Source organism: Vallitalea pronyensis (assembly GCF_018141445.1).
Taxonomy (GTDB): domain Bacteria; phylum Bacillota; class Clostridia; order Lachnospirales; family Vallitaleaceae; genus Vallitalea; species Vallitalea pronyensis.
Genome location: NZ_CP058649.1, coordinates 1,680,823 through 1,704,227, shown reverse-complemented (window position 1 = coordinate 1,704,227; position 23,405 = coordinate 1,680,823). Strand labels below are relative to the sequence as shown.

Below are 23,405 nucleotides of genomic sequence, written 5' to 3'. Positions count from 1 at the left end.
ATTATTGATATTTTTGCTTAAGAAATGGTTTATTTAATGATTTTGGCCCCGTTGCACCACCTATAAATAAGCCTAGCACAATAAGTGTAATCACATATGGCAATAAACTTAATAAATCAATAGGAATATTAATGCTGTCAGACAATTGAGCTTGAATCTTTAATGCTTCAAAAAAACCGAACAACAAGGATGCCATGACTGTCCCTTTCACACTCCATTTACCAAGAATCATAGCTGCTAAGGCTATGTATCCACGCCCTGCAATCATATTTTCTTGGAATCTATCGAGATCACCGATTGTAAGAAAAGAGCCTCCTAATCCTGCTAATCCTCCTGAAACCATCATAGCAATATACCGAATTCTCCATACATTGATCCCAACACTTTCGGCTGTTTTGGGGTCTTGTCCAACACTCATTAATCTTAAACCTATAGGTGTCTTATTGATAATATAATGAGCAGCAATAACCACGACAATGAAAATATAGATAAAGATACTTATATCTGCCAAGTATTCACCTACTAATGGAATGCCTTCCAGGAATTCGCTTGTCTTAGGTGTATTCACTTTTGGACTGCTTCCTTTTTGTCCAAAAATTGACTCTAATAAAAAACTTGTTGCACCTGTTGCAAATAACGTTATACCTAAACTACTAACGGGCTGAGGTCCACCAAATTCTACTGTTATGACTGCATGAATGAGACCAAGAATCAATCCACCTAAAATACCACATATGATACCTATCAGCAGATTACCATTGGAATAATATGCGCCTAACACAGATGTAAAGGCGCCCATTAACATCATACCTTCTATACCAATATTAACGATGCCACTTTTTTCATTAATGGTTGCACCAATAGCGGCAAAGCCAATAGGAATCATCAATAAGACTGATGAATACAAAAGCACACCAATATTCATTCCTTTACACCTTCCTTTTTAACGAGTCGATTTTCTGCTATTTTTTTTATCAAATATCTTATGACAAATTCACTTGCGATAAACAAAACAACTAATCCTTGAATGACTGAAATAACGCTTGTTGAAATACCTTGACTCTGCATTTCTATTGCCCCTGTACTCAATATACTAAAAAACATAGCAGCAAAGACAACACCTATAGGACTTCTTCTGCCTAGCAATGCAATGGGTATACCACTATACCCATAGCCAGGTGAAAATCCTGAAATTAATCGATATTGACGACTAATGACTTCAAGTCCTCCTCCTAGCCCGGCAAGAGAACCAGCTAAAACAAGACCTAATAACGAAAGAAAACCAATGTTTATTCCTGAATAATTGGCAGCAAATCTATTACTTCCTACTGCTTTTATTTTAAAGCCAAATGCCGTGTAGTTTAAAACAATATAAGTGATGACAACAGCAATGAATACATAGATAAATGCTGTTGTTATACCAAATGGCATTTTTATAACAAAGGGTAATCGAGCACTCTCTTTTATTTTATCGGTCGCTACAATGAGACCATCTGTTCTAAGGGGACCATTAACCAAGTAATGAATCAATGGTATGGCAAGGTAATTCAATAGTATTGTGGATATAACCACATTAACGTCTCTTTTTTCTTTCAGTATAGCAGCTATAAAAGCCCATGCTGCTCCACCTATAAGTGCTGCCAAGATGGCAACAAGGCTGTGTAGGAATGGTGGTAAATCTAAAAATAATCCTACAAGGGTTGCAAATAAAGCACCTACATACAACTGCCCCTCTGCCCCTATATTAAATACACCAACTTTGCTGGCAAAGGCAACTGACAAGCCTGTTAATATAAGAGGAAGCGCATTGTTAAAAGTATCTGCTAATGCATATTGACTGCCTAGAGATCCCTTTAACATAGCACCATATGTAACGAATGGATTTCCACCTGCAAATACAATAAAAATACTACCTACCAACAATGCACCAATGATGCTGTAAATGGTATAGAAATACTCTTGGTGATTTAGCAGTAAATTTTTGTTATTCTTTTTCATCATTTTCCTCCACTTGGCCAATCATCATTCTCCCAATCTTTTCTTTAACAAAAGCATGCCTTTCAAGTTCACCTGTAATTTTCCCAGCACACATGACAATGATGCGATCGCATAAAGCAATTAATTCATCAAGTTCAAAAGAAATAACTAAAATCCCTTTATTCTGATCTCTTATATGAACTAATTTTTCATGAACAAATTCAATGGCTCCGATATCAAGTCCCCTTGTTGGCTGAGCCACCAGAACAAAATCTGGATGATCCGCTACTTCTCTTGCAAAAACAACTTTCTGTTGGTTCCCGCCTGATAACATGGAACAAGGCTTTGACTCACTCGTTGTTCGAATATCATAATCATGAATTTTGTCTAGTGCATTTTTTTTAATGGCTCTTTTATGAAGTAACCCATATTTATTTCTAAACATCTTTTTATCTTCCATGCCTAGTAATAAATTGTCTTCAATTGAAAAATTAAGTATTAAGCCTTCCTTATGACGATCTTCTGGAATATAGCCAAAACTGTTATCACGTCTTTCACGAATGGACATACCTTCAACAGATTTTCCATTGATACTCATGTCACCTGTATGACCCTTATAAATACCTGAAATTAGATTAATTAATTCACTTTGTCCACTTCCATCTACTCCAGCTATACCAACAATTTCGCCATATTTCACATCCAAGTTAATGTCATGGATTCTTTTCCCTTGTTTGCTTACGAAATTCAAATCTTTAATTGTCAATGCGGATTGATTGCTTTTAGATAATGTCCGTTCACTTTTACCACCTAGCTGGACTGCTCGACCCACCATCATTTCAGTTATTATCTCAGGGGTCGTTTCTTTTGTGACCAAGTCACCAATCTTTTTTCCTTGTCTAAAAACGGTGATGTTATCCGTAAAATCCATAACCTCTTGAAGTTTATGTGTAATAATGATAATGGTTTTTCCCATTTTTTTAAGCTTATGGATAACAACGCCCAATTCTCTAATTTCTTGGGGTGTTAACACAGCAGTTGGCTCATCTAGAATTAACACTTTACTGCCTCTATAAAGTACTTTTAATATCTCGACTCTTTGCTGTTCTCCTATTGAAATATCCTTCACCTTTGCATCTGGATTGACCATCAATCCATACTCTTCTGTTAATTTATAGATAGCTTTTGATGCTGCTGCCCTATTTAAATATGTTTTTTTACCTGGCTCCATACCTAATATAATATTTTCAGTTACTGTAAATTCAGGTATAAGTCTAAAATGCTGACTGACCATACCCACGCCTATATCAATAGCATCTTTTGAGCCTTTGTAATCTACTTCTTGTCCGAAAACAAAAATTTTACCATAATTCTTTTTTGTAATGCCATATAACATATTCACAAAGGTAGATTTTCCAGCACCATTTTCACCGACGATGGCATGCACAGAATTGGTTTCTATTTCCATGCTAATATCTTTATTTGCAAAAAAACTATCATATTTTTTACTTAGATTTTCTGTTTTAATAGCTACTGACATTTTGCACCACTTCCATCTAATTTTTACCATAGCAGGTTGTATAAAAAATAAAATGATTATACTTTATTCAATAAATGATGCTACATTAATGTCACCATTTATAATTTGTTGCTTTAATGCTTCAATCTTATCTATAATCTCTTGTGGAATCTCAATATTGTTTTCTGGGTTTTGTGGATTATAGCGAAAGTCTACACCCATTTCTTTTAAACCGTATTTAACGATGCCATTGGTAAGCTTTTCGCCATTAGCAAACCTTGTAATAACACTCTCCGCTAAATCATCCACTGATTTTACGTGAGAAGCCACGATGGCATCGGATTTATCAAATTGGCCCGTAGCTGCTCCTAGTGCCGTGAAACCAATATTTTCTGCTGCCTCAAACATACCTAAGTTACATGCTCCTGCTGCTGCAAAGATAACAGTTGCTCCATTAGAATGTTGTGCTTCAGCAGTTTGTTTCCCTAGAGCTGGATCATTGAAAACACCTGTGTAAGAAACCAATACATCCGCTTCTGTTCCACCTACTGCTTTGGCTCCTTCAACAAAACCTACTTCAAACTTTTTAATAACTGCAATATCCATACCGCCAATAAAACCAATTTTATTGCCTTCACCAGCATAAAGCTGTGCAAATGCTCCTGTTAAATAAGCTGCTTCCTCTTCATTTGCCTTAATGGATTGTACATTATCATAGTCATCAATGTCCCCATCAATAATCACAAAGAAGGTGTCAGGAAATTCTTTTGCTACCACGAGAACCGCGTCACCTAATGAAGCAGCCCCTGCAATGATGAGGTCATTTCCCTCTCGCGCAAGTGATCTTACCGATGTTTCAAGTTTTGCTGCATCCCCTGGTTCTATTACCGTTAATTTTACGTTATCAAGTGCTGTTTCAGCCTTTTTTGTCCCACTGTGTATTGCATCATTAAAGGCTTGATCGCCAAGTCCTGTTTCGCTTGTTACAAAACCAACGCGAACACTTTTCGTATCAGATTCATTGGACCCATTATCGTTATTATTGTTTGTACAACCTGTTACAAAAATCATGAAGCTCACGAATAATAATACCATTACTCTTTTTTTCATTGTGCAAAACCTCCAGTTTTTTCTATTTAGTCAACATTTATATATACAATATAACAACGAAAACAACCACCGCATAGGACATGTGTCCCCATTGAAACGTTTTTTAAGAATACCATTAACTTTTCATTTAAACCCAAGCATTTTTTTCATATTGATTCATAGCTCATACCTCATCCTTATTATATCCTTACAATCTTTACTAATTCCACTTAACTTCGTGTTTATTGACTTTTATATGCTTTCTGATAAAATAGGTATCATAGAATTTTAATAAATCTTGAGAGGATATTGCCATGATAAACCTTCAAAACCTTTCCAAAAATTACCCTCATTTATCCTATACCTTCAATCGCATGCCATCGTATGTTTCTGATAATAGCTTCTTAAAACATTATAACATCGGTGACTGCATTCTTAATAAAGGTGGTAAACCGGACCATGTTTATTTATTTTGTAATGGCAGTATAAATGTACAAAACCATTTCGAAAACGGAAAATACTATATTTTAGAAGAAAATGCCAACTTGTTACTCTTCAACAATATGCCAGACTTTATTGGTAGTCTTGCTATTCTTGCAGAAGCTGCAACGTTCTCCATTACCGTTACTGCTAGTTCAGCGTGTCAAATGATTAAAATCCCGCGAAAATATTTCTTAAAATGGTACAACGATGATATTGAACTTGTAAAAAGTGTGGCTCTAATACTCGCTAAATACCTGTATAAATCTACAACCAACACAGGATTTTTAATTTCCCATTCCGTTTTATATTTACTGACCCGCTATATTATCTCCACAAATTCATTAAAAAAAGAAGCGAAAAATCTGTATGTGATTCCAGAAACCCGTCAAGCACTGGCGGATCATTTTTGTGTAACCGTTCGTACCATCAACCGAAACATTAAGAAATTGAAGGAAGATAACTATATTTCTGTAGCTAATGGTAAAATAACGTTTAATAATCAACAACTGGATCGATTAAAGAAATTTATAGAAACCATTGATTAATGCATCCCTTTGCTATATTTCTTGAATCCATGATTCACTTTTTATAAATAGCGCCTTTGCATGTCAGGGACTTTACCACTTACTTAAGTCGTTAAAGTCATCTACTTTTTTTTGCTCCTGCAGTAATCCTTTGAGCATCTTTTCCTTTATTTCAACGTATTCTTCCTTCTGTGCTAAATTGTTCATTTCATAAGGGTCTTCTCCTAGATGATATAACTCGTCAATCTGTCCTTCAAATTTGACATATTTATAATCACCTTCAACATACATACGACCTTGTATGCGCTCTACATAGCCATGTCCGAATGTCTCACTCATCAACCCTGTTCGCCAGGATTTCTTTTCATCCAAGATGAGATCTAAGAGACTCATCCCATGAACTTTATTGGTGAATGATAATCCTGCTGCATCTAATATGGTAACTGGAATGTCCATATTCGAAACCAGTTTTTCTTGTTTTTGATGAGGCTTAATGACTGAAGGCCACTTTATTGCCATAGGAATACGCATAACCTCTTCAGACATATAGGAACACTTATCAAAATGTCCACCATGACTTGCAATTGCATCACCATGATCTGTTGTCCATATGATTATTGTATTTTCATCCAGCCCTAGTTCTTTTAGTTTGTTGATAATCATGCCTCCTGCATCATCAATCATTGTTTGATGCGCATAAGCTCTGGCTAATATCTGTTGCCAATCTTCCCATGGTATTGGGCTTGGAACAATTAGCTTACTATCTTTATTACTTATTACGCGATTAACATCCATTTGATGGACTTCAGCTTTATCTGTTAAATCATCAAAGTGATTACCATATACTTCTATGTCACTGGGGTTATACCTATCTAAGTATTCTTGAGTGGGGAAAAAGGGCTGATGAGGTCCCCAAAAATCAACTCTTAAATGAAAGGGCTCATCCGATTTGCTATTGGCTATGTTTTCTAATGTCTCACAGGCTTGATGGGCTAAGAAAAATGCTTCATGGGTTTCTTTGGGTGTCACTGTGATGCCAACGGCATGTTCCCCACACCAAGTATCTTCACATTGATAGTCCACGCCCACATCTAATTTCTCAAAAAACTCACTTTGTGCTTCTGGATGAAAGTTATAATCAATTCGATGTCTGGCTTGGGGTAAATTTAACTTTTTGAGATATTGTTTATAGGCATCGGTAATATATGGATTTCCATAAGCTTCACAACTAAATCCTTTACACTGATGCTCTGTAATGGGTGTACCTGGTCCAGCATGCCATTTCCCAAAATAATAATTATCATACCCAGCTTTCTTCAACAATCTAAGATAACTTTCCTCATCATAAGGGCTCTCCGAATCATTAAAGTATTGTTTATGGGTATGGGCATAGAGTCCATTTAACATGGTTCGTCTAACTGGACCACATAATGGTGTTGCACAATATGCGTTTGTAAATGCTACCCCTTCTTCTCCTAATTGATCAAAATGAGGTGTTAACGGCTTAACGCCCCCGTCCCAACCATGTCTGTAGTAAGCTTGATGATCGTTGAGGATAAATACAATATTAGGTTTCTTTTTTTCCATTGGCCATATTCCTTTCTACATGTAAGATACAAATAGTATAGAATTATAGCAACATTGCATAAAGGACATGCGTCCTACCCCTCCGTATGACGTAGATATATACATAAAAAAAGAGTGGCATGCATATAGGACCACTTATTCAGCAGCCCTTCATTTATGATGCCACTCTATTCATTATTCTTTGATACAGAAAATCCCTAAGAGAATCCTCTTTTACACCTGAACATGCTACATGATTCTTTCGTCAAGAAATTCTATTCCATATATCCGCCCTTCATAGCAGACACGGCATTTTTCTTAAAAAGTCCTAATACCCCTTTTTCCCTTTTTACAGGCAAAGGTTTCCATTTTTTTCTTCGTTCTTCCAGAATAGCGTTCATGCTATCTTTTGTCAAGATTTCACCTTTTTGACCAATGATATTAAGGCTTCTTTTTTCAATATCAATTTCAATCATATCATCTTTTTCAACCAACGCAATGGGTCCGCCTTCCGCCGCTTCTGGTGATATATGGCCAATAGCTGGGCCTCTTGTAGCGCCTGAAAACCTTCCATCTGTCATTAAAGCCACTGATGAAGAGAGTCTTTCATCCGATGCTATGGCTTCCGTTGTGTAGAACATTTCAGGCATGCCGCTTCCTTTTGGTCCTTCATAACGAATAATCACGCCGTCGCCCGCCATAACATTGCCGTTAATCACATCATGAAACGCCTCTTCCTCACTGTCATAAGGTCTAGCCCTAAGGATGACTTTTCTCATGGCATCATCTAAAGCAGCGTGCTTAACGACTGCACCATCAGGTGCTAAATTTCCCTTCAAAATGGCTATTGCCCCATCTTCTCTCATTGGATTTTCAGCACTAAAAATCACATCACTAGCCTTAAAGTCCAAATAAGTAAAGTATGCTTTTCCTTTGCTATAATGATTAGATGCTTTAATTTTCTCCAAGTTTTCACCAAGGGTTTTGCCGGTAACGGTCATCACATCTAAATGCAAATAGTCTTTTATGGCTTCCATGACACCTGTGGTACCACCTGCATACCAAAAGTATTCGCTTGGGTATTTCCCACTGGGTCTTACATTGGCAATATAGGGAATCGACTTATTGATTTCATCAAATAATTCTGCCTGTAATTCAACATGAACTTCTCGTGCAATTGTGGGGAGATGTAACAAGGCATTGGTAGAACCACCTACTGCGGCATGTACCATGATGGCATTTTCAAAGGCTTCATATGTCAAAATATGACTTGGTCTAATATCTGATTTCATAAGATTTTCAAGGGTCTCAACACTTTTGTGAATGCCTTGAGCAATTAAGTTATTATAAGCAGGCATGGCACTGGTTGTGGGTAATGATAAGCCTAGAGCCTCTGACATGATTTGCATGGTTAAGGCCGTTCCCATAAAGGCACATGCACCACATGTTGGGCATGCATGATGTTGGTAGTGTTCAAAAGTACCTTGGGAAATTTCTCCTCTTTTAAGCTGTGCACTGTACATACCGATTTGTTCCAGGGTCAAATCCCCTTCTCCAGCTTTCATCACACCTCCTGGAATAAAAACAGAAGGCAGGTCTAATCTTGCAAGGGCTATAAGATGGGCTGGCACGCCTTTGTCACAACTTGCTATAAACAGAGCCCCATCAAAAGGTGTTGCCATGCCTTGTATTTCAATCATATTGGCAATAAACTCTCTTGAAGGCAGTGAGTAATTCATGCCGTCATGGCCTTGTGCGATACCATCACATATATCTGTCACCGTATATTTAGCACCTTTCATACCGCGTTTGGCGATGGTTTCATCTGCTAGCTGTACATATTGATTCAAATGGACACTACCTGGATGACTGTCTCCCCAAGTACTTTGAATCATAATTTGTATTTTACTCAAATCTTCTTTTGACCATCCCATACCCATTTTAAGCGCATCCATCTCCACTGCAACAGATCGCATCTTTTGACTGTTATATTGCATGTTATCACCTTTCTTAATCTATCTCATCATCTGACAAAGCTTCATGCTGTCTACTGTTTATCTTATTATACGTCAACTGGAACATGATAACTACAGTTTTTTCTAATTCGGTCATATTATTCCTTTCATTTTTTCCCGTCAAGATAGGAGTCTATATGATTCTAAATTGCTTTGATTCATTCATGCATTCAATATGTATCACAAGTGTCATATTTCGTTTTACATCTTTTGGAACTTATAGTAAAATAAATACAACTAACATTGTTACAGTATATGAGGTATTATGATGAAGAAGTATTTACAGATTCTACAAGCATGTCCTTTATTTCACAATAAGGACAGACAAGAGATTACATCCATTATAGAGCAATCAAAGCATAAAATATGTGCTTATAAAAAGAATGAATATATCTGCCAATGTTGGCAATCCTTCCCGTATCTAGGTATTGTTCTGGAAGGTAGTCTTGAAGTACATAATAATCTTGAGTCTGGTAAGATCGTTCATGTTTTATATAAAAACAAAGGTAACGTTTTAGGTGGTGCGATGGTTTTTTCCAAAGATTATGATGGTCAATTTGATGTCATTGCTAAGGAAACGTGTAAACTTCTGTTAATTGAAAAGAAGAGTGTTTTTAACGTTCTTTTAAAAGACAGCGTCATTGCTTCTAACATTTTAGACCTTTTTTCTAGAGAAATTATAAACCTCAACAAAAAAATAGTCCTGTTTTCTTATTCCCTTATAAGAGAGAAAATAGCCTATTTTTTATTGCAGAACATTGAATCTAATGCTGCCTCTGTTATTCATTTGCCTTATTCCAAAAAAGCCTTATCAGAGCATCTTCATGTATCTCGATCCACTCTTTCTAGAGAATTAAAAAAGCTTTCTACTCAAGGTATTCTTGAAATTAACCATAAGACGATTGTTATTTTAAATAAACAAAAACTAGAAGCTATTTTAAATAATAATGAGTAATTACAGAGTTCCGATAAAATCTCTTGACAAAAAAATCAGCTAAGACTATAATGAACAAGTATAAGGAATTTCGTTATATTTTTCCAACAGAAAGGGGTTTCCATCATGAATGACAAACGACTGGACATTATATATACGCAACTAAAAAAATTGGTTGACCTTATAGAAAAAGACATTATGAAAGAAATTACGGATATGGAAATTGGGAATCTTACCATTGCTGAAATTAGTATCATGGATGCCATTGGATTTCATTCTGAAAAAACGATCAAAGAAATTGCTGAACAACTAAAAGTTGCCGTAAGTACACCTACTAAAACCATGGACCGCCTTGTAAAGAAGGATTATATCATCAGAAAAACAAGCGCTGAAGATCGAAGAATGGTGGTTTCATCTCTTACTAAAAAAGGGCATATGGCATTAAGTAAAATCAATGAAATGCGACATGATAAAATCTCTGAAATAACCCAAAAGCTCACAGAAGACGAAATCAATTACCTGTTGAAAATGATTAATAGACTTATATAAATCATTTTTTTAGTTAAATATAACGAATTTCGTATTATACGAAAATACTTATTAACGAAAAGGAGATAATTATGAACAATCAAGAAAAACCATTATTACAACCAATCAAAATTGGTAATCTCACAATTAAAAACCGGGTGGCTATGGCTCCAATGAATATGAACTATACTGATCCTGGAAATTTTGTAAGCAAACAACAATGTGCATACTATGCTGCAAGAGCTATGGGTGGAACTGGAATGATTATCGTAGAAGCTATGAAAGGAACGGGTCATGAGATTAGTAATAACTACAAAAAATACAATAATCTAGCCATCTATAATGAAACCTATGTACCTAAGTTAGCTAGTTTTGTCGAACATGTTAAATCCTACGGTGCTAAAATCATCGCTCAAGTTTCCATTGGTCCTGGTGCTCAAGGCACCCGGGATGTAGGTGCAGTCCAACCAGTTGCAGCCTCCCCTATCCGATATCGTATCGTGCCTAGTAAGCTCATAACAGGTATGGGGTCACCTACAAACATTAAACCAACCCTTGCCCTTGCCAGAACGCTTGGTTATCAAGAAAAAATCAGCACGGATCTGACAAAAGCATTTGAGCAAATTGTCAATGTATCTGGCATGCATATGGTTGGTGAAATGCCAAGGGAAATAACAAAAGAAGAGATCAAAGAATTAGTTAATGATTACGGATATGCAGCAAAATGCACTAAGCTAGCAGGATTTGATGGTCTTGAAATTCATGCCCCACATGGCTATCTATTACATTCTTTTATCTCTCCAAGGTTAAACCAAAGAACGGATGAATATGGTGGTTCACTCGATAATAGACTTAGAATTATTAAAGAAAGTATTGCTTCTATGCGAAAGTATGTGGGCCCAGATTTTGTTATTGGGGTTAGAATGAGTGCATCTGTGGAAATCAGCGGGGATATAACACCAGAACACACAAATGAATCAGCAAAAAAACTAGCATCCTATGGTGCTGACTTTATTCATTTATCAGACGGTTCTTACGAATGTATGAGTGACTTCCTTCCAAATAAAGATGGGCAAGTCATAGCAAAAGCAAAAATAATAAAACAAGGACTAACGATTCCTCTCATCTGCCCTTCTGTACATGATCCTAAGTTAGCTGATGAAGCAGTAAGAAATGGTGACGTGGATATGATATCACAAGGCAGACAACAAATCGCTGATCCTGAATGGGTTAACAAATATGCTGAAGATAGAACAGAAGACATTGTTCGTTGCACACGCTGTAATGAAGGCTGTATTAAACGATTCATGGTTGCATTACCTGCACGTTGTACTGTAAATCCAGTAGTGGGTCATGAAGAAGATATTGATGTTTATGCAAAACGGTCTCCGGAATCTCTTAAAAACCGTCATTGGCAAACAATTGCTCAGATTGGTAAAGAACCATCCGCTTAATTGAGAGGAACTTTCATATGAAATATGTGATTACCGCTGGATATCTGATTGATGGTATGTAGAATATTCTTCAACACAATAGTACATATATGTTGTTCACCTGAACATTTCACTCCTTATAATCTAAAGAAAGGAGGAAGTATAACCATCAGCTTCCCCCTTTTTTTACTTCATTATCCTAACAGATGCGTCTTACTATCCAATTATCATTACTATGTGTATACATTACATAACTTCTCCAATTAAAGAACTTTAATCATTTTTTATATGTATTCTACGATGATTTGTTTAAACTTATAGTTCAATAACCAATCTACATTTTTCGCTTCCTCTTAACATAGATTCTTTTAAATCCACTTTAACAGGTTGGTTAAACAAGGTTTCGAATATAGCTTTTGTATAACCCATGGTACAATCACATAAAACTGGGTTTAATTGATTCATGGATTCTACTAAAGGACATCCACAACTGTGGTATTCTAATGTAATAACCTTCCCATCTTTTTTCAACCTATTGGAGTTTTGATAGTATTTATTTTTATAGGCTTGATATATCTGGTCTATTGATGAATTTTCAGGTAATTCTTTTCTTAATGCCTCAATTTGTGCAGGTGCATCAAACGAACTACAACATGAACGTCCACATCGTTCCAAAATTGCCTTTCTCTTTTTCTCCTCTAGTTGACTCACTTCATCTAACATGGTGTTTACCCAGTTTTCTACTTTACTTCCAGTCATTATTACCCTCCTTTAATTTACTTACAACAGTTATGTAACTCTCTTTTTTATTTAGACCGTTACAACCAATTAAAGTATAGCATAATCATCTACCCACGTCAATATCTTGACATTCATATTTATGGTAAATATAATAAAGTATACTGGATGGCGTATGAAAGGAGCAATCAACATGGACTTCTTAGTCTTTGATTTTCTTAATAGTCAATGTTTTAATGAAAAAAATAATATGGACGATGCAACTAGAAAAGAAAAAATAAATGACTTTTTAAATTACTATCATATAACGTTATTTGATATTAATTCTAAACAGTTAAGTGAATTATATGTTCTATACAATTGGATATTTGAATTGCTAGAGAAAATAACATTGCATGGAAACTTAACAAAAGAAGATATGGATAAAATAAATTTAATATTACAAAAAGAAAAGGCTACTAGACAGTTAATCAAAAAAGGTAAAGATTATATCATTGAAACGAAAACCAAAGGCTCTGGATTAGAACATTTTATACATGAAATCGTTACGTCCTTTGCCGTTACCATTGCAGAATATGATCAAGATAGAATAAGGATATGTGAGAATCCTCAATGCAAATGGGTATTTTATGATAAAAGTAAAAGCAAAACGAAGCGACATTGCGATTCCCGATGTGCCAATTTAATGAAAGTACGCCGCTATAGAAAAAAACAACTGAAAGACTAAAGATTAAGCGTTCTTTCCTATATCTAGATATGCACTTGTAGTTCTAGCCCATCTTCTAATCGGAGTACCTTATTTGATTGAACGCAGGAACCTATGGCTGAATGCTGCATGTTATTTCTGATTTGACTTCGATCATAACAGATTTTTGGTCCGTTAATCTTTCTGTACGTCTATCAGGTTGCCCTGTTCCGATAAAAATTCTATAAATGCCTTTGTATAGTGTAAAAACACCTTCCTTATTATAGAGACCAAATGCTTTTGTGGGTAATTCCATCTGGATTAACTGAGACTCCCCTGCCTTCAACCTTACCTTCTTTAAAGCTTTAAGCTGAGGATTGGGGGTATCACTTTGCATGCATTTAACATATACCTGAATGCTTTCCGCACCATTATATTTTCCTGTATTACGAAGGACCATCCTAAGAATCATGGGATTTTCCGTCGTTATGGCTTTATGACTAATTGAAACATCACTTAATGACCACTCCGTATAACTTAGGCCGTAGCCAAATGGATAAAGTGGTTCTTCAATCATATAACGGTATGTTCTATTCTTCATACGATAGTCTGACATATCCGGTAGTTCCTCAGTTGTTTTATAGAAGGTCACAGGTAACTTCCCTTCTGGAGAATACTCACCAAAAATAAGTTTTGCAATAGCTTTTCCACCTTGTGCTCCTGGGTACCATCCTTGAATGATAGCAGGTACATGGTTCTCTGCCCAATTAAGTGCCATGGCACTACCTGAAAGCATAACAAGTACTACTGGTTTACTACTGGCATGGATGATCTCAAGAACCTCCTGCTGGAGCCCTGGTAGGTTCAGGTTTGGTTTGTCTCCACTATCAAACGCATTACACTGGTCACCTTGTTCACCTTCTAAGTCTGCATCAAGCCCCAAACAGGCGATGATTATATCACTTTGTTCACAGACTCCTTTAACTTCTGATAGTCGGTCGTTGACGTTAGCAAGACTACTTGTACGGTCCTTATATAAATGGCAGCCTTCTGAATAGTGAACGCGTACATCATCACCCACATAATCCTGAATCCCTTCAACCACCGTAATATATCTAGAAGCAGTACCTTCATAGTTCCCCACTAGAGCTTTTCTATTGTTAGCATTAGGACCTATAATACCGATGGAGCGTATTTTATCCTTACTTAACGGTAAAAAGTTATGCTGATTCTTGAGAAGCACAAGAGATTTCATTGCCACTTCCAAATTAAATTCTCGATGTTCTCTACAATCAACAACTTCATATGGAATGTTATTATATGGATTATCCGAAGCATCTCCGATAATGCCTAATTTCATCTTGGCTACATATAAATTGATTACAGCCTCATCCAGCTTTGTTTCTGATACAAGACCTTCTTTAACAGCTTTCTCTAAATACAGGAACTGATTACCGCAGTTCAAGTCACAACCATGTTTAAGAGCCATAGCTACGGATTCAACGGAAGACCTAGTAACCTTATGGTACTCATGTAAGTCAGCTATACCACCACAGTCTGATACCACATGGCCTTCAAACCCCCACTCATCTCTAAGTATGTCCTGCAAAAGAGTCTTGCTGCCGCAGCAAGGTTCTCCATTAAGTCTGTTGTAAGCTCCCATAACTGCTTCTACCTTAGCCTCTTTGACACATTCCCTAAATGCTGGCAGATAAGTCTCATACAGGTCTTGTTTCGATACGACAGCATTAAAAGAATGCCGTTCATGTTCTGGACCTGAGTGAACGGCAAAGTGTTTAGCACATGCTGCTGCCTTTAAATATCTACCATCATCCCCTTGCAACCCTTTGATAAACCGGACACCCATACGTCCACTTAAGAAAGGATCTTCACCATAAGTTTCATGACCTCTTCCCCATCTAGGATCACGAAAAATATTCACATTGGGTGACCAAAAGGTAAGGCCTTTGTAGATATCTCTATCACCATATTTCTGTTGCATGTTGTACTTGCCTCGTCCTTCAGTACTAATAACATCTCCCACTTGTTGAAGTAAATCTTCATCAAATGTAGCTGCTAATCCAATAGCCTGTGGAAATACCGTTGCTACCCCAGCTCTGGCAACACCATGAAGTGCTTCATTCCACCAATTATAGGCTTTAATTCCTAGTCTCTCAATGGCCGCAGAACTGTGTATCGTTTGAAGCACCTTTTCTTCTAAAGTCATTTGACTGACCAGCTCTGCTGCTTTTATTCTATATTGTTCTTGTCGATCCTCTTTTTCTGTTGTATGCATCATATCCTCCTTGAGGTATACCTTTTTCTTAGCCACTTAAACCATGTCTTTTAGTACTTCTACTACCTCATATAAACACGCTATTCCTTTTGTTTTTCCTGAAGTTTCTTTAAGGTTGGGAAGAAAAACTGCTCCAATGTCAGCATGGACACTGTAAGAAATGATGGTATGCCGATAGCGTAGAATAACATGCCCTGATTCATGTAGATGAATATCAAAAGTGAATCAAGAACAACTATAATCAATGGTATATAAAACTTAGTTACCATGAACGTTAAGGTTAACTTTAAATTATCTATCAGCCTTAAGGATAGTTTCAGATTTAGAGCCAATGAAAATGTTAGTATGGCTATACTCATAAACGAAAGCATCATAAAACTGATGAGCAGCACAATGTATTGGCTAAATTCCAATAAATCCAGGTTGGCATCCATCAAAAATAAAGCGTAGCTACCGGATATGATCAACGCCAATAAAATAAGCGTCAAAGGTATGCTCTTTACCATATTGGACTTGTATATGTCTAAAAATACTTTAAACATTTGCCATGGATTCGCATTAGAACGCTCATGTATAAGCTGGTACACAGCTATTGTTGCAGGTAGCGCACCAAAGATAATCAGTCCCAATACTGTAAAAATGATAAAGTATATATTAAGTATAACGAGTCTATATGCCCAAAATCCAAATGTAAGGGCAGAACTTCTTAAGGAATCAACCATTTGTCTTATTACCTTTACTTTCTATCAAAATATTGTACATTTTATCAGCTGCAATGTATGGATTGTTTTCGAATAACAATATATGAAACTGCTTCTCAAAATCCTCATCAACACCTGCACCTCCGACTACTAAACGTTCGCAAAGTCCACTAGCCTGTATTTTACTCATTCGCCCAAATATACCTTTTCTCTTCCATGGCAACGTCATGCTGAGACAGATGAAATCTGCATCTTCTCTAATACAAGTATCTATCACATCTTGTTCGTCAGTATCAATACCAAGATCAATAACATGAAATCCTTTAAGTTTCAATGCCAGTATAAATATATTCTTGCCAAAATCATGAAGGTCATCTTTGTTACACGCTACAACAACCTTACCCACTGCCAGATCTTCATTGGTTTTTATAAGCGTTAATAACCGATTATACCCCTTCGTAAAAATCTCTGAAATCTTAAGCATCTCAGGTATAAAAATCATCTTTTTCTCACAGATCTTTGACACCTTTGTCATGCCAACAATCAGACCCTTATTCAACACTTCTAAAGGCTCGAATCCTCTTTCTAGAGCTGATTCTATTCGAGCCATAAATGTCACTTCATCTGATTCAATGAGACTTGTCTGAATTTTCTCGAATATATCCATGGCCAACCTCCTAAAATGCAAATATTGCTATTATACATGGGACATTAGGTTAGTAAAGGCACCCTCTCTTTCAATATAGGAGAGTACAGGCTAATCGAATATCACTCTAATGATCGATAACCCTCTAGCCTTAGCTATCAGAATAAGCTTATTCTCATTATAATTTGTTAGCTCTTGTAAAGCGTTTTCTAATACGTCAGAAAGGTAAGCCCCTTTAATTGTTTTTGGTAGTCTTAATAAGATCTTTTCATCTTGATCACTATTTAAGTAGAACTTGATGATGATGCCTTCTCCGTTTTGTGCCTTCTTGACAGAGGTAATTATTATGCTTGTTGTATCCAAAGACATAAACGACTTGTTCAACGGAAGTTGCCCTGTTTGATTAAGTGGTATATTTACAGATTCCACTGGTATATTAAGGAAACTTGCCTCCCTGTAAGCATCTGTAATGTCACCTGTTCCTATAATAAAATCTGTCAAGTGCGTCCCATTTTCCGGATGGGAATTAGGGCTTCTAGAACTACGAATGAGGCTCAGTGCCATAGAGTTCTCCAAAGTACGATAACCATATTTTGAATCACTACATACATACAGGCCACAGCTAGAAGGCTGATTAGCATAAGCGAAGTCAAGTCCTGCTAAATCATCATTTGCAGGCTCTCTATCCACAAGACCCATTGGAACATTAAAACTATATGTTTTACACGGATTCTTAAGGTCAAGTTTATATTGAAGCTGCGGTGTAAAACCCTCACAACCTATTTCATTCCAATGATTCTTTACATGTACATGAATATGTTGATCATCGCACCCGATTGTATACATCACTTCAAGAATGGACCCATTCACCTTCATTTTGAAGCTAGCTCTGGCATAAAGTGCATTGTTTTCAAATTTTCTTTCTGTTACTTCTTTCAAACAATTGTCTACCGTAACATAATCTCCTATAACCCAAGCACTGGCAGTTTTGCTGTCTTCCTTAATGTATCTAAAATTAGACCCTTTTTCTGATAACAATTCACAATCCTCTAACTTTGAGTATAACGATATAATATCCATAGTCACCGGATCAAATGTCACGCTAATATAACGGTTTTCCAAACAATATTTAGGTGGTGTTTTTGTACGAGAATCCGTGTCTATTTTAGATTTTTCATGTCCTTCCCCATCAGAAGAGATTATAATAACCTCGTAACCAAAAGCTGGTATCTCTGGCTTTACAATTAGTTTTGTAAACCAATGACCCCAGTACTGATTAAAATGGGAACCTTCAATGATGAAGTCTAATACCTTACCTTGACTATTGTAAATACAGATTTTGTCAAGGTCTTCTCTGTAATCCCAGAGCACGATTTCCACGTTTTCATGCCTTGTGTACTGTGTATGATTGAATAAGGTATATAGTCTTGTTCCACCGCTGTATCTACCTCTTTGCGTCAGGCCTGTTCCATAGGATATACCTTTGTTATCCACAAGTGCTCTCAAATCAACTCCAAATCCTGCTGACTCAGCAGTTCCTGTTTCTGCAGTCTCATGACGGATATGTCTCGTATCTATATTAGAAGCAATGGCTTCAAGTGCTTTTCGTTTAATCACATTGTTGACAGCCAATATTTCTTGAAAATTACCCAATGCATGTTCAAGTGTAAAATTTATCCCACACCCAGGTAAAATGTCATGGAACTGGTTGAACAAATGTTTTTCCCAAGATGACTCAAGACCTTTGAAATCATAAGGATGTTCATTGATTTGATTCGCCATAGTCGCAGCAAATTCTGTGCTCATGAGTGATTTTTCCCCATACTTATTTGCCATCTTAATCCTTGATGTGGAGGTATAACAGCCCGTAAAAAGCGGATTGATTTCACCTTCTACCACAGGAAGATAAGGTTCCCGCTCTGCAACAGCATCAAAAAAGTTTTTGTAGGTACTAAAGACAAGGTTAGGCATTAATGGCCAAGAGCTTATGTCTCTTATTCGTTGTATATCCTGTCTACTTGGTCCTCCACCGTGGTCACCAACACCATAAACAAACATGGTCTCATTGATGCCTATTTCTTTAGCAAGCATAGGGATATGGATAAATGACCCAGTTGTTATGGAATTTCCATACCATACAGGTTCTGAATAACCAATGATAGATGCCCCACTTGGCGAAATCCACTTATAAAGGTATGTATCATTAAGTCCTCTACAATGATAATAATACTTGATGCCTGCTTGACTTAAAACATCAGGTACAAAAGCAGAATGCCCAAAAGTATCCGGTTCAAAATCAATGGTAAAATCCTCAGGCTTCATATCAAATGTATCACAAAGATAGTTTCTTGTGTATAGGAGATGCCTGGCAAAAGATTCACTACCCACCATGTTCTTATCGTGCTCCACCCAAGTTGACGCTGATATTTCAAAACGCCCTTCTTTTACATATTTTTTGATCTTCTCTAAAAGGTTTTGGTCATAACGTTCAACGATTCTGTAAACAGATGCCTGAGATTGGGAAAACGTGAAATCAGGATATTCTTCAAGGAGATTTACCATGGTATCCAGGGTTGCAAGAACCACTTCTACTGTTTCATGAAATCCCCACATCCAGTTCATATCTATATGGGCATGGCTAACACAGTGAACCTTAATGCCTTTCAGGGGTCCTGACAATACTGTAAGACGTTTTTCTACCTCTTCACAAACCTCTTTCGAAACATAGGCATGTTTCTCCATGTATTCATTGACATAAACTGCTGTTTCTTCAACCAGATCACCATAACGATCATCCATGTGTTTGACGTATTCACCAGCCATCTTTAGCTGTTGCAGACACCGGTCTTCCCAATAAGGTTTCTGTTGTCGTTCAGGATTGTATACCTGAACCATCTGTTGCCAGTGGTGTCCTAAATCATCCCTTTTCTTCATTAAATGATTATAAGCTCTCATAAATCGTCTCTTACCTCCTTTCTAAAGGACTTACCGTAACTGTCTTTTTGTTTTATAACTCTGCCAACATGGCATTAACCCAGCTAAATGAAGGTCTTGTAAACGGATAAGGATTATCACCATTGATTGTGTTATATATGTAGACCTATAAAAAATATATTTTATAAGTCTTAATTTCATATGGTTTAATGAAACCATGAATGTTATCACCTATAGTCATCTCACCTATTTCACGCTCTATGATATTGGTTTCGACGAATCGTTCAATCCCATAGTCACTGGTCAATTCAAATGCACCAGAACCACCTTTATACTCATGAAAACGAAGAATAACAGCATCTTCATTTTCACATTTTTTAACAGCATCCACATAAATACTCTCTGAATTAAATCTAAACAATTGCCTTGATGGTGCAACCGCATTAAGCGCTCTAAGTGGATTGTTCAAAACCCATGAACGTTGTTCCACATTTGCATCACGCCAAGTGCCTGCATGTGGCAGTAAGGAATACGTAAATGTGTGTCCTCCCAGATCTGCTTCTGGATCAGGCATGATACCTGACTTAATCAGTGTTATACCAATCTTGTTGTCAAAGACATCAAAACCATATTTACAATCATTCATTAAGGCAACACCGTAATGATAATCACTTAGATCAACCCATTTGTGAGCAACCACCTCAAATCTTGCCCAGTCCCATGATGTGTTCCAATGGGTAGGACGTTCCACATTGCCATATTGAATATCAAAAGAAGCCTTCGTACTACGAATATCTACTTCAAAAGTAGACCTAAGTAGTCTTTGTGACTGCTGCCAGTCCACTTGAGTCTTAAAGTCAATGCGACGATCATTTGCGTAAAGGATCATGTCTTGTACAATGGTAGAATGAATATGCTTATACTCAAAACGCACAACGAGTCTTAGACTGCTATTTTCAATAATCTCTACATTTCTTAAATCGGATACGGCCTTACTTTTTTCCTTGTAATAAATATCAATATCCCATGCATCCCATGCTAAAGGTTTATCTTCAAAGGATTCAAGCTTATTGAGAACGTCACCTTCTCTTATGACGTGCCTATTGTTATCCAAATCAAAAAGGCTAGTAATACGTCCCCATTGGTCATAATTGATGACATAAAACGGTGTCTTAATTGTTCTGCCATCCACGTTGAAAAGGCTCTCATTATCACATGTCTCACCTGCAACGAACTGGAAGGATGTGAAGGCCATTGGTTTCAATTCTTTAAGCTGAACCCTATATTTTTTACCATCAAAGTAACTTATCAACTTCTCTCCATTTTGATAAAAAGTACCTTGTTGTTCTCTATCAATTTCAACAAGTCCATCTACTAAAAAATTGGAACTGTTATACACACAATAAACATCTTCTGATGAAATCGTCAGAACATCTAGGGCCTGATTGATTTCTTTTTCTACAATGGTTTGGGATGCTTCATACGTTTCAAGTGCATCTTCATAGACATCTTTGATTGAGGACCCTGGAATGATGTCATGAAATTGGTTGAGTAGTATCATTTTCCAACCTTTTATCAATGTATCGTTATCATATCCGCGCCACTCATGGCTTTCAAGGGCTGCTTGTGTGGCAAGAATTTCACAGTCTCGATACTTAAACTCTAATTGACGATTGAATTTCTTTGTAAAGGCTTGGGATGTCAATGTACCTCTGTGAAGTTCAAAGTAAAATTCACCATCCCATGTGTGAACATAGCCATCATGGTTATCTGCACGCTCATTCAATTTGGTAAAATAATCACCTGCTTTGCCAAACGCCACATGAGGTAATCCAGGCATCTCATCAAAACGTTTAACCATCTCAATGTTCTTGGCTGTAGGACCTCCTCCACCATCTCCAAGACCGAACTGGTACAAGAAACCATCCATGATGTCTTTATCCTTATATTTTTCCCAGCCGTTGTGCATGGTCTCTGCTGTCATATCCATAAATCCTACATCTTCAATAAGATGCGTCATTACTTTCGTTCCGTCAATCCCCTTCCAATATAAAGAATTAAAAGGAATTCTGTTGTACTGGTTCCAACCCATCTTTGTTGTCATAAAGGTATCGACATCACACTTCTTTAAAATCTGTGGCAGTGCCCAAGAATAGCCAAAAACATCAGGCATCCAAAGATATTTCGACTCAATACCGAATTCTTCTTTCATGAACTTTTTCCCATATAGAATCTGTCTTGAGAAACTTTCACCACTGGGTATATTGCAATCACTCTCCAGCCACATAGCGCCATCAATTTCGAACCTGCCTTCGTTGACACGCTCTTTAATCTGTTCAAAAAGAGTAGGATAATCTTCTTTAAGATACTCAAAAAGCTGCGGTTGAGACTGCATAAAAATAAATTCCGGGTACTCCTCCATTAATCTTAAAACAGTGGAAAAAGATCGAGCAATCTTCTCTCTTGTATGTTTAATGCGCCACAACCAAGCCACATCAATATGCGTTTGACCAACAGCTTGTACATGCACATTAGCGTTCTTCTTAATTTTAGACTTCTCTTCTACGTACACCTTATAGGCACGATACAATTCATTCCTGTAGGCTGATACATCTGTCAGTTCCAACGTGTCATCTATGACAGCATATGCTTTTTCCAAAGCTCTTAACAAGAGATTGGATTCTGTTGAATTGGATGCCTTGATTACTTTAATGGTATCCATAGCAGCAAATGCATCATAGTAAAAACTGTTTATCGTCTCATCAAGGATGCCTACATGATAGGCTTTAATCGTATGGATTGCTCCTTTAGGACCTTTCTTAGCTGCAAAAAGATTACCATCAGAATCATAACGATACTCATTAGGAACCCCGCTCCAACTTCTCAAATGAAAGACTGTTTCAGAAGTTAGCAACTCAGGTTTTAAAAGAACCTCCATATGATTGGAATCTACCCCTTTATAAGGCAGTCCGTTTACATATAGTAATGTCTCAGCACCAATGGTGAGACCTGCTTCTGAAAATCCAATATCAAAAGTGGCATACACTTTTTTATGGCGCCATTCCTCAGGAAAATCATGACTGAATCTAGTCCATAGGTATTCATCAAGGTCTCCCCATTTTCTGCCTATATTCATCTTCGTATATCCCACATCTGGAATCTGTGGGTTGACGTCATCCTCTTTTCGAATAAGTCCATCAAAGTCTTTAATAGCCACTTTTTTTAAGAAGCGGTAGTGATATAGTTTTTCGATAAATCTTTCAATCTTGTTCTCCGTATAAAAAATGTCACTTTTCTTACTTAAAGGCATAATAAACTCCTTCTAACTTAATATACA

At 36.8% G+C, this 23,405-nt stretch carries 17 protein-coding genes; 5 read left to right on the top strand and 12 right to left on the bottom strand.

Features of this window, described 5'->3' with window-relative positions:
- Position 1: 1 nt before the first annotated feature.
- The 4 genes from HZI73_RS07185 to HZI73_RS07170 form a co-directional block, all read right to left on the bottom strand.
- Entirely contained in the window at positions 2-925 is a 924-nt protein-coding gene (locus HZI73_RS07185) for an ABC transporter permease (protein ID WP_212697573.1), read from the bottom strand.
- Positions 922-2,001, bottom strand: a complete 1,080-nt coding sequence (locus HZI73_RS07180; RefSeq protein WP_212697572.1) for an ABC transporter permease — start codon at positions 1,999-2,001, stop codon at positions 922-924. Before HZI73_RS07180 ends, HZI73_RS07185 begins: the two co-directional genes overlap by 4 nt.
- Positions 1,985-3,517, bottom strand: a complete 1,533-nt coding sequence (locus HZI73_RS07175) for an ABC transporter ATP-binding protein (RefSeq protein WP_212697571.1) — start codon at positions 3,515-3,517, stop codon at positions 1,985-1,987. The genes HZI73_RS07180 and HZI73_RS07175 overlap by 17 nt, the downstream gene beginning before the upstream one ends.
- 63 nt (positions 3,518-3,580) lie before the next feature.
- On the bottom strand, positions 3,581-4,606 hold the full coding sequence (locus HZI73_RS07170) for a BMP family lipoprotein (RefSeq protein WP_212697570.1): 1,026 nt from the start codon (positions 4,604-4,606) through the stop codon (positions 3,581-3,583).
- Positions 4,607-4,899: 293 nt separating this feature from the next.
- On the opposite strand from HZI73_RS07170, the gene HZI73_RS07165 reads away from it, so the two are divergent.
- Positions 4,900-5,613: a Crp/Fnr family transcriptional regulator gene (locus tag HZI73_RS07165; protein ID WP_212697569.1), complete on the top strand. Its 714-nt coding sequence runs from the start codon at positions 4,900-4,902 to the stop codon at positions 5,611-5,613.
- 72 nt (positions 5,614-5,685) lie between these two features.
- On the opposite strand, the gene HZI73_RS07160 is transcribed toward HZI73_RS07165, so the two are convergent.
- Complete coding sequence (locus HZI73_RS07160; protein ID WP_212697568.1) at positions 5,686-7,179, bottom strand: sulfatase-like hydrolase/transferase; 1,494 nt, start codon at positions 7,177-7,179, stop codon at positions 5,686-5,688.
- Positions 7,180-7,433: 254 nt separating this feature from the next.
- On the bottom strand, positions 7,434-9,155 hold the full coding sequence (ilvD, locus tag HZI73_RS07155) for a dihydroxy-acid dehydratase (protein ID WP_212697567.1): 1,722 nt from the start codon (positions 9,153-9,155) through the stop codon (positions 7,434-7,436).
- Between the two features lie 286 nt (positions 9,156-9,441).
- Here ilvD and HZI73_RS07150 point away from each other — a divergent pair, with 286 nt between their 5' ends.
- The 3 genes from HZI73_RS07150 (at position 9,442) to HZI73_RS07140 (ending at position 12,089) form a co-directional block, all read left to right on the top strand.
- A complete protein-coding gene (locus HZI73_RS07150; protein ID WP_212697566.1) occupies positions 9,442-10,128 on the top strand; it encodes a Crp/Fnr family transcriptional regulator in 687 nt (228 codons plus the stop codon).
- Positions 10,129-10,233: 105 nt separating this feature from the next.
- Entirely contained in the window at positions 10,234-10,656 is a 423-nt protein-coding gene (locus HZI73_RS07145) for a MarR family winged helix-turn-helix transcriptional regulator (RefSeq protein WP_212697565.1), read from the top strand.
- A gap of 71 nt (positions 10,657-10,727) precedes the next feature.
- Complete coding sequence (locus HZI73_RS07140) at positions 10,728-12,089, top strand: oxidoreductase (RefSeq protein ID WP_212697564.1); 1,362 nt, start codon at positions 10,728-10,730, stop codon at positions 12,087-12,089.
- A 294-nt stretch (positions 12,090-12,383) separates the two neighbouring features.
- Here the strand turns inward: HZI73_RS07140 and HZI73_RS07135 are convergent, their stop codons facing one another.
- A complete protein-coding gene (locus HZI73_RS07135; protein ID WP_212697563.1) occupies positions 12,384-12,827 on the bottom strand; it encodes a DUF6144 family protein in 444 nt (147 codons plus the stop codon).
- A 154-nt stretch (positions 12,828-12,981) separates the two neighbouring features.
- On the opposite strand from HZI73_RS07135, the gene HZI73_RS07130 reads away from it, so the two are divergent.
- Complete coding sequence (locus HZI73_RS07130) at positions 12,982-13,533, top strand: CGNR zinc finger domain-containing protein (RefSeq protein ID WP_212697562.1); 552 nt, start codon at positions 12,982-12,984, stop codon at positions 13,531-13,533.
- Positions 13,534-13,624: 91 nt separating this feature from the next.
- Here HZI73_RS07130 and HZI73_RS07125 read toward each other — a convergent pair whose 3' ends face one another.
- The 5 genes from HZI73_RS07125 to HZI73_RS07105 form a co-directional block, all read right to left on the bottom strand.
- Positions 13,625-15,787, bottom strand: coding sequence for a glycoside hydrolase family 3 C-terminal domain-containing protein (locus HZI73_RS07125; RefSeq protein WP_212698718.1), 2,163 nt, complete (start codon positions 15,785-15,787; stop codon positions 13,625-13,627).
- 80 nt (positions 15,788-15,867) lie between these two features.
- A complete protein-coding gene (locus tag HZI73_RS07120) occupies positions 15,868-16,509 on the bottom strand; it encodes a DUF624 domain-containing protein (protein WP_212697561.1) in 642 nt (213 codons plus the stop codon).
- Positions 16,502-17,155: a cobalamin B12-binding domain-containing protein gene (locus HZI73_RS07115; protein ID WP_212697560.1), complete on the bottom strand. Its 654-nt coding sequence runs from the start codon at positions 17,153-17,155 to the stop codon at positions 16,502-16,504. The genes HZI73_RS07120 and HZI73_RS07115 overlap by 8 nt, the downstream gene beginning before the upstream one ends.
- Before the next feature lie 90 nt (positions 17,156-17,245).
- The gene (locus HZI73_RS07110; protein WP_212697559.1) at positions 17,246-20,068 is read right to left on the bottom strand and encodes a glycoside hydrolase family 38 N-terminal domain-containing protein; all 2,823 of its coding nucleotides are present in this window, start codon (positions 20,066-20,068) and stop codon (positions 17,246-17,248) included.
- 166 nt (positions 20,069-20,234) lie between these two features.
- Positions 20,235-23,378, bottom strand: a complete 3,144-nt coding sequence (locus tag HZI73_RS07105) for an alpha-mannosidase (RefSeq protein ID WP_212697558.1) — start codon at positions 23,376-23,378, stop codon at positions 20,235-20,237.
- Positions 23,379-23,405: the final 27 nt, after the last annotated feature.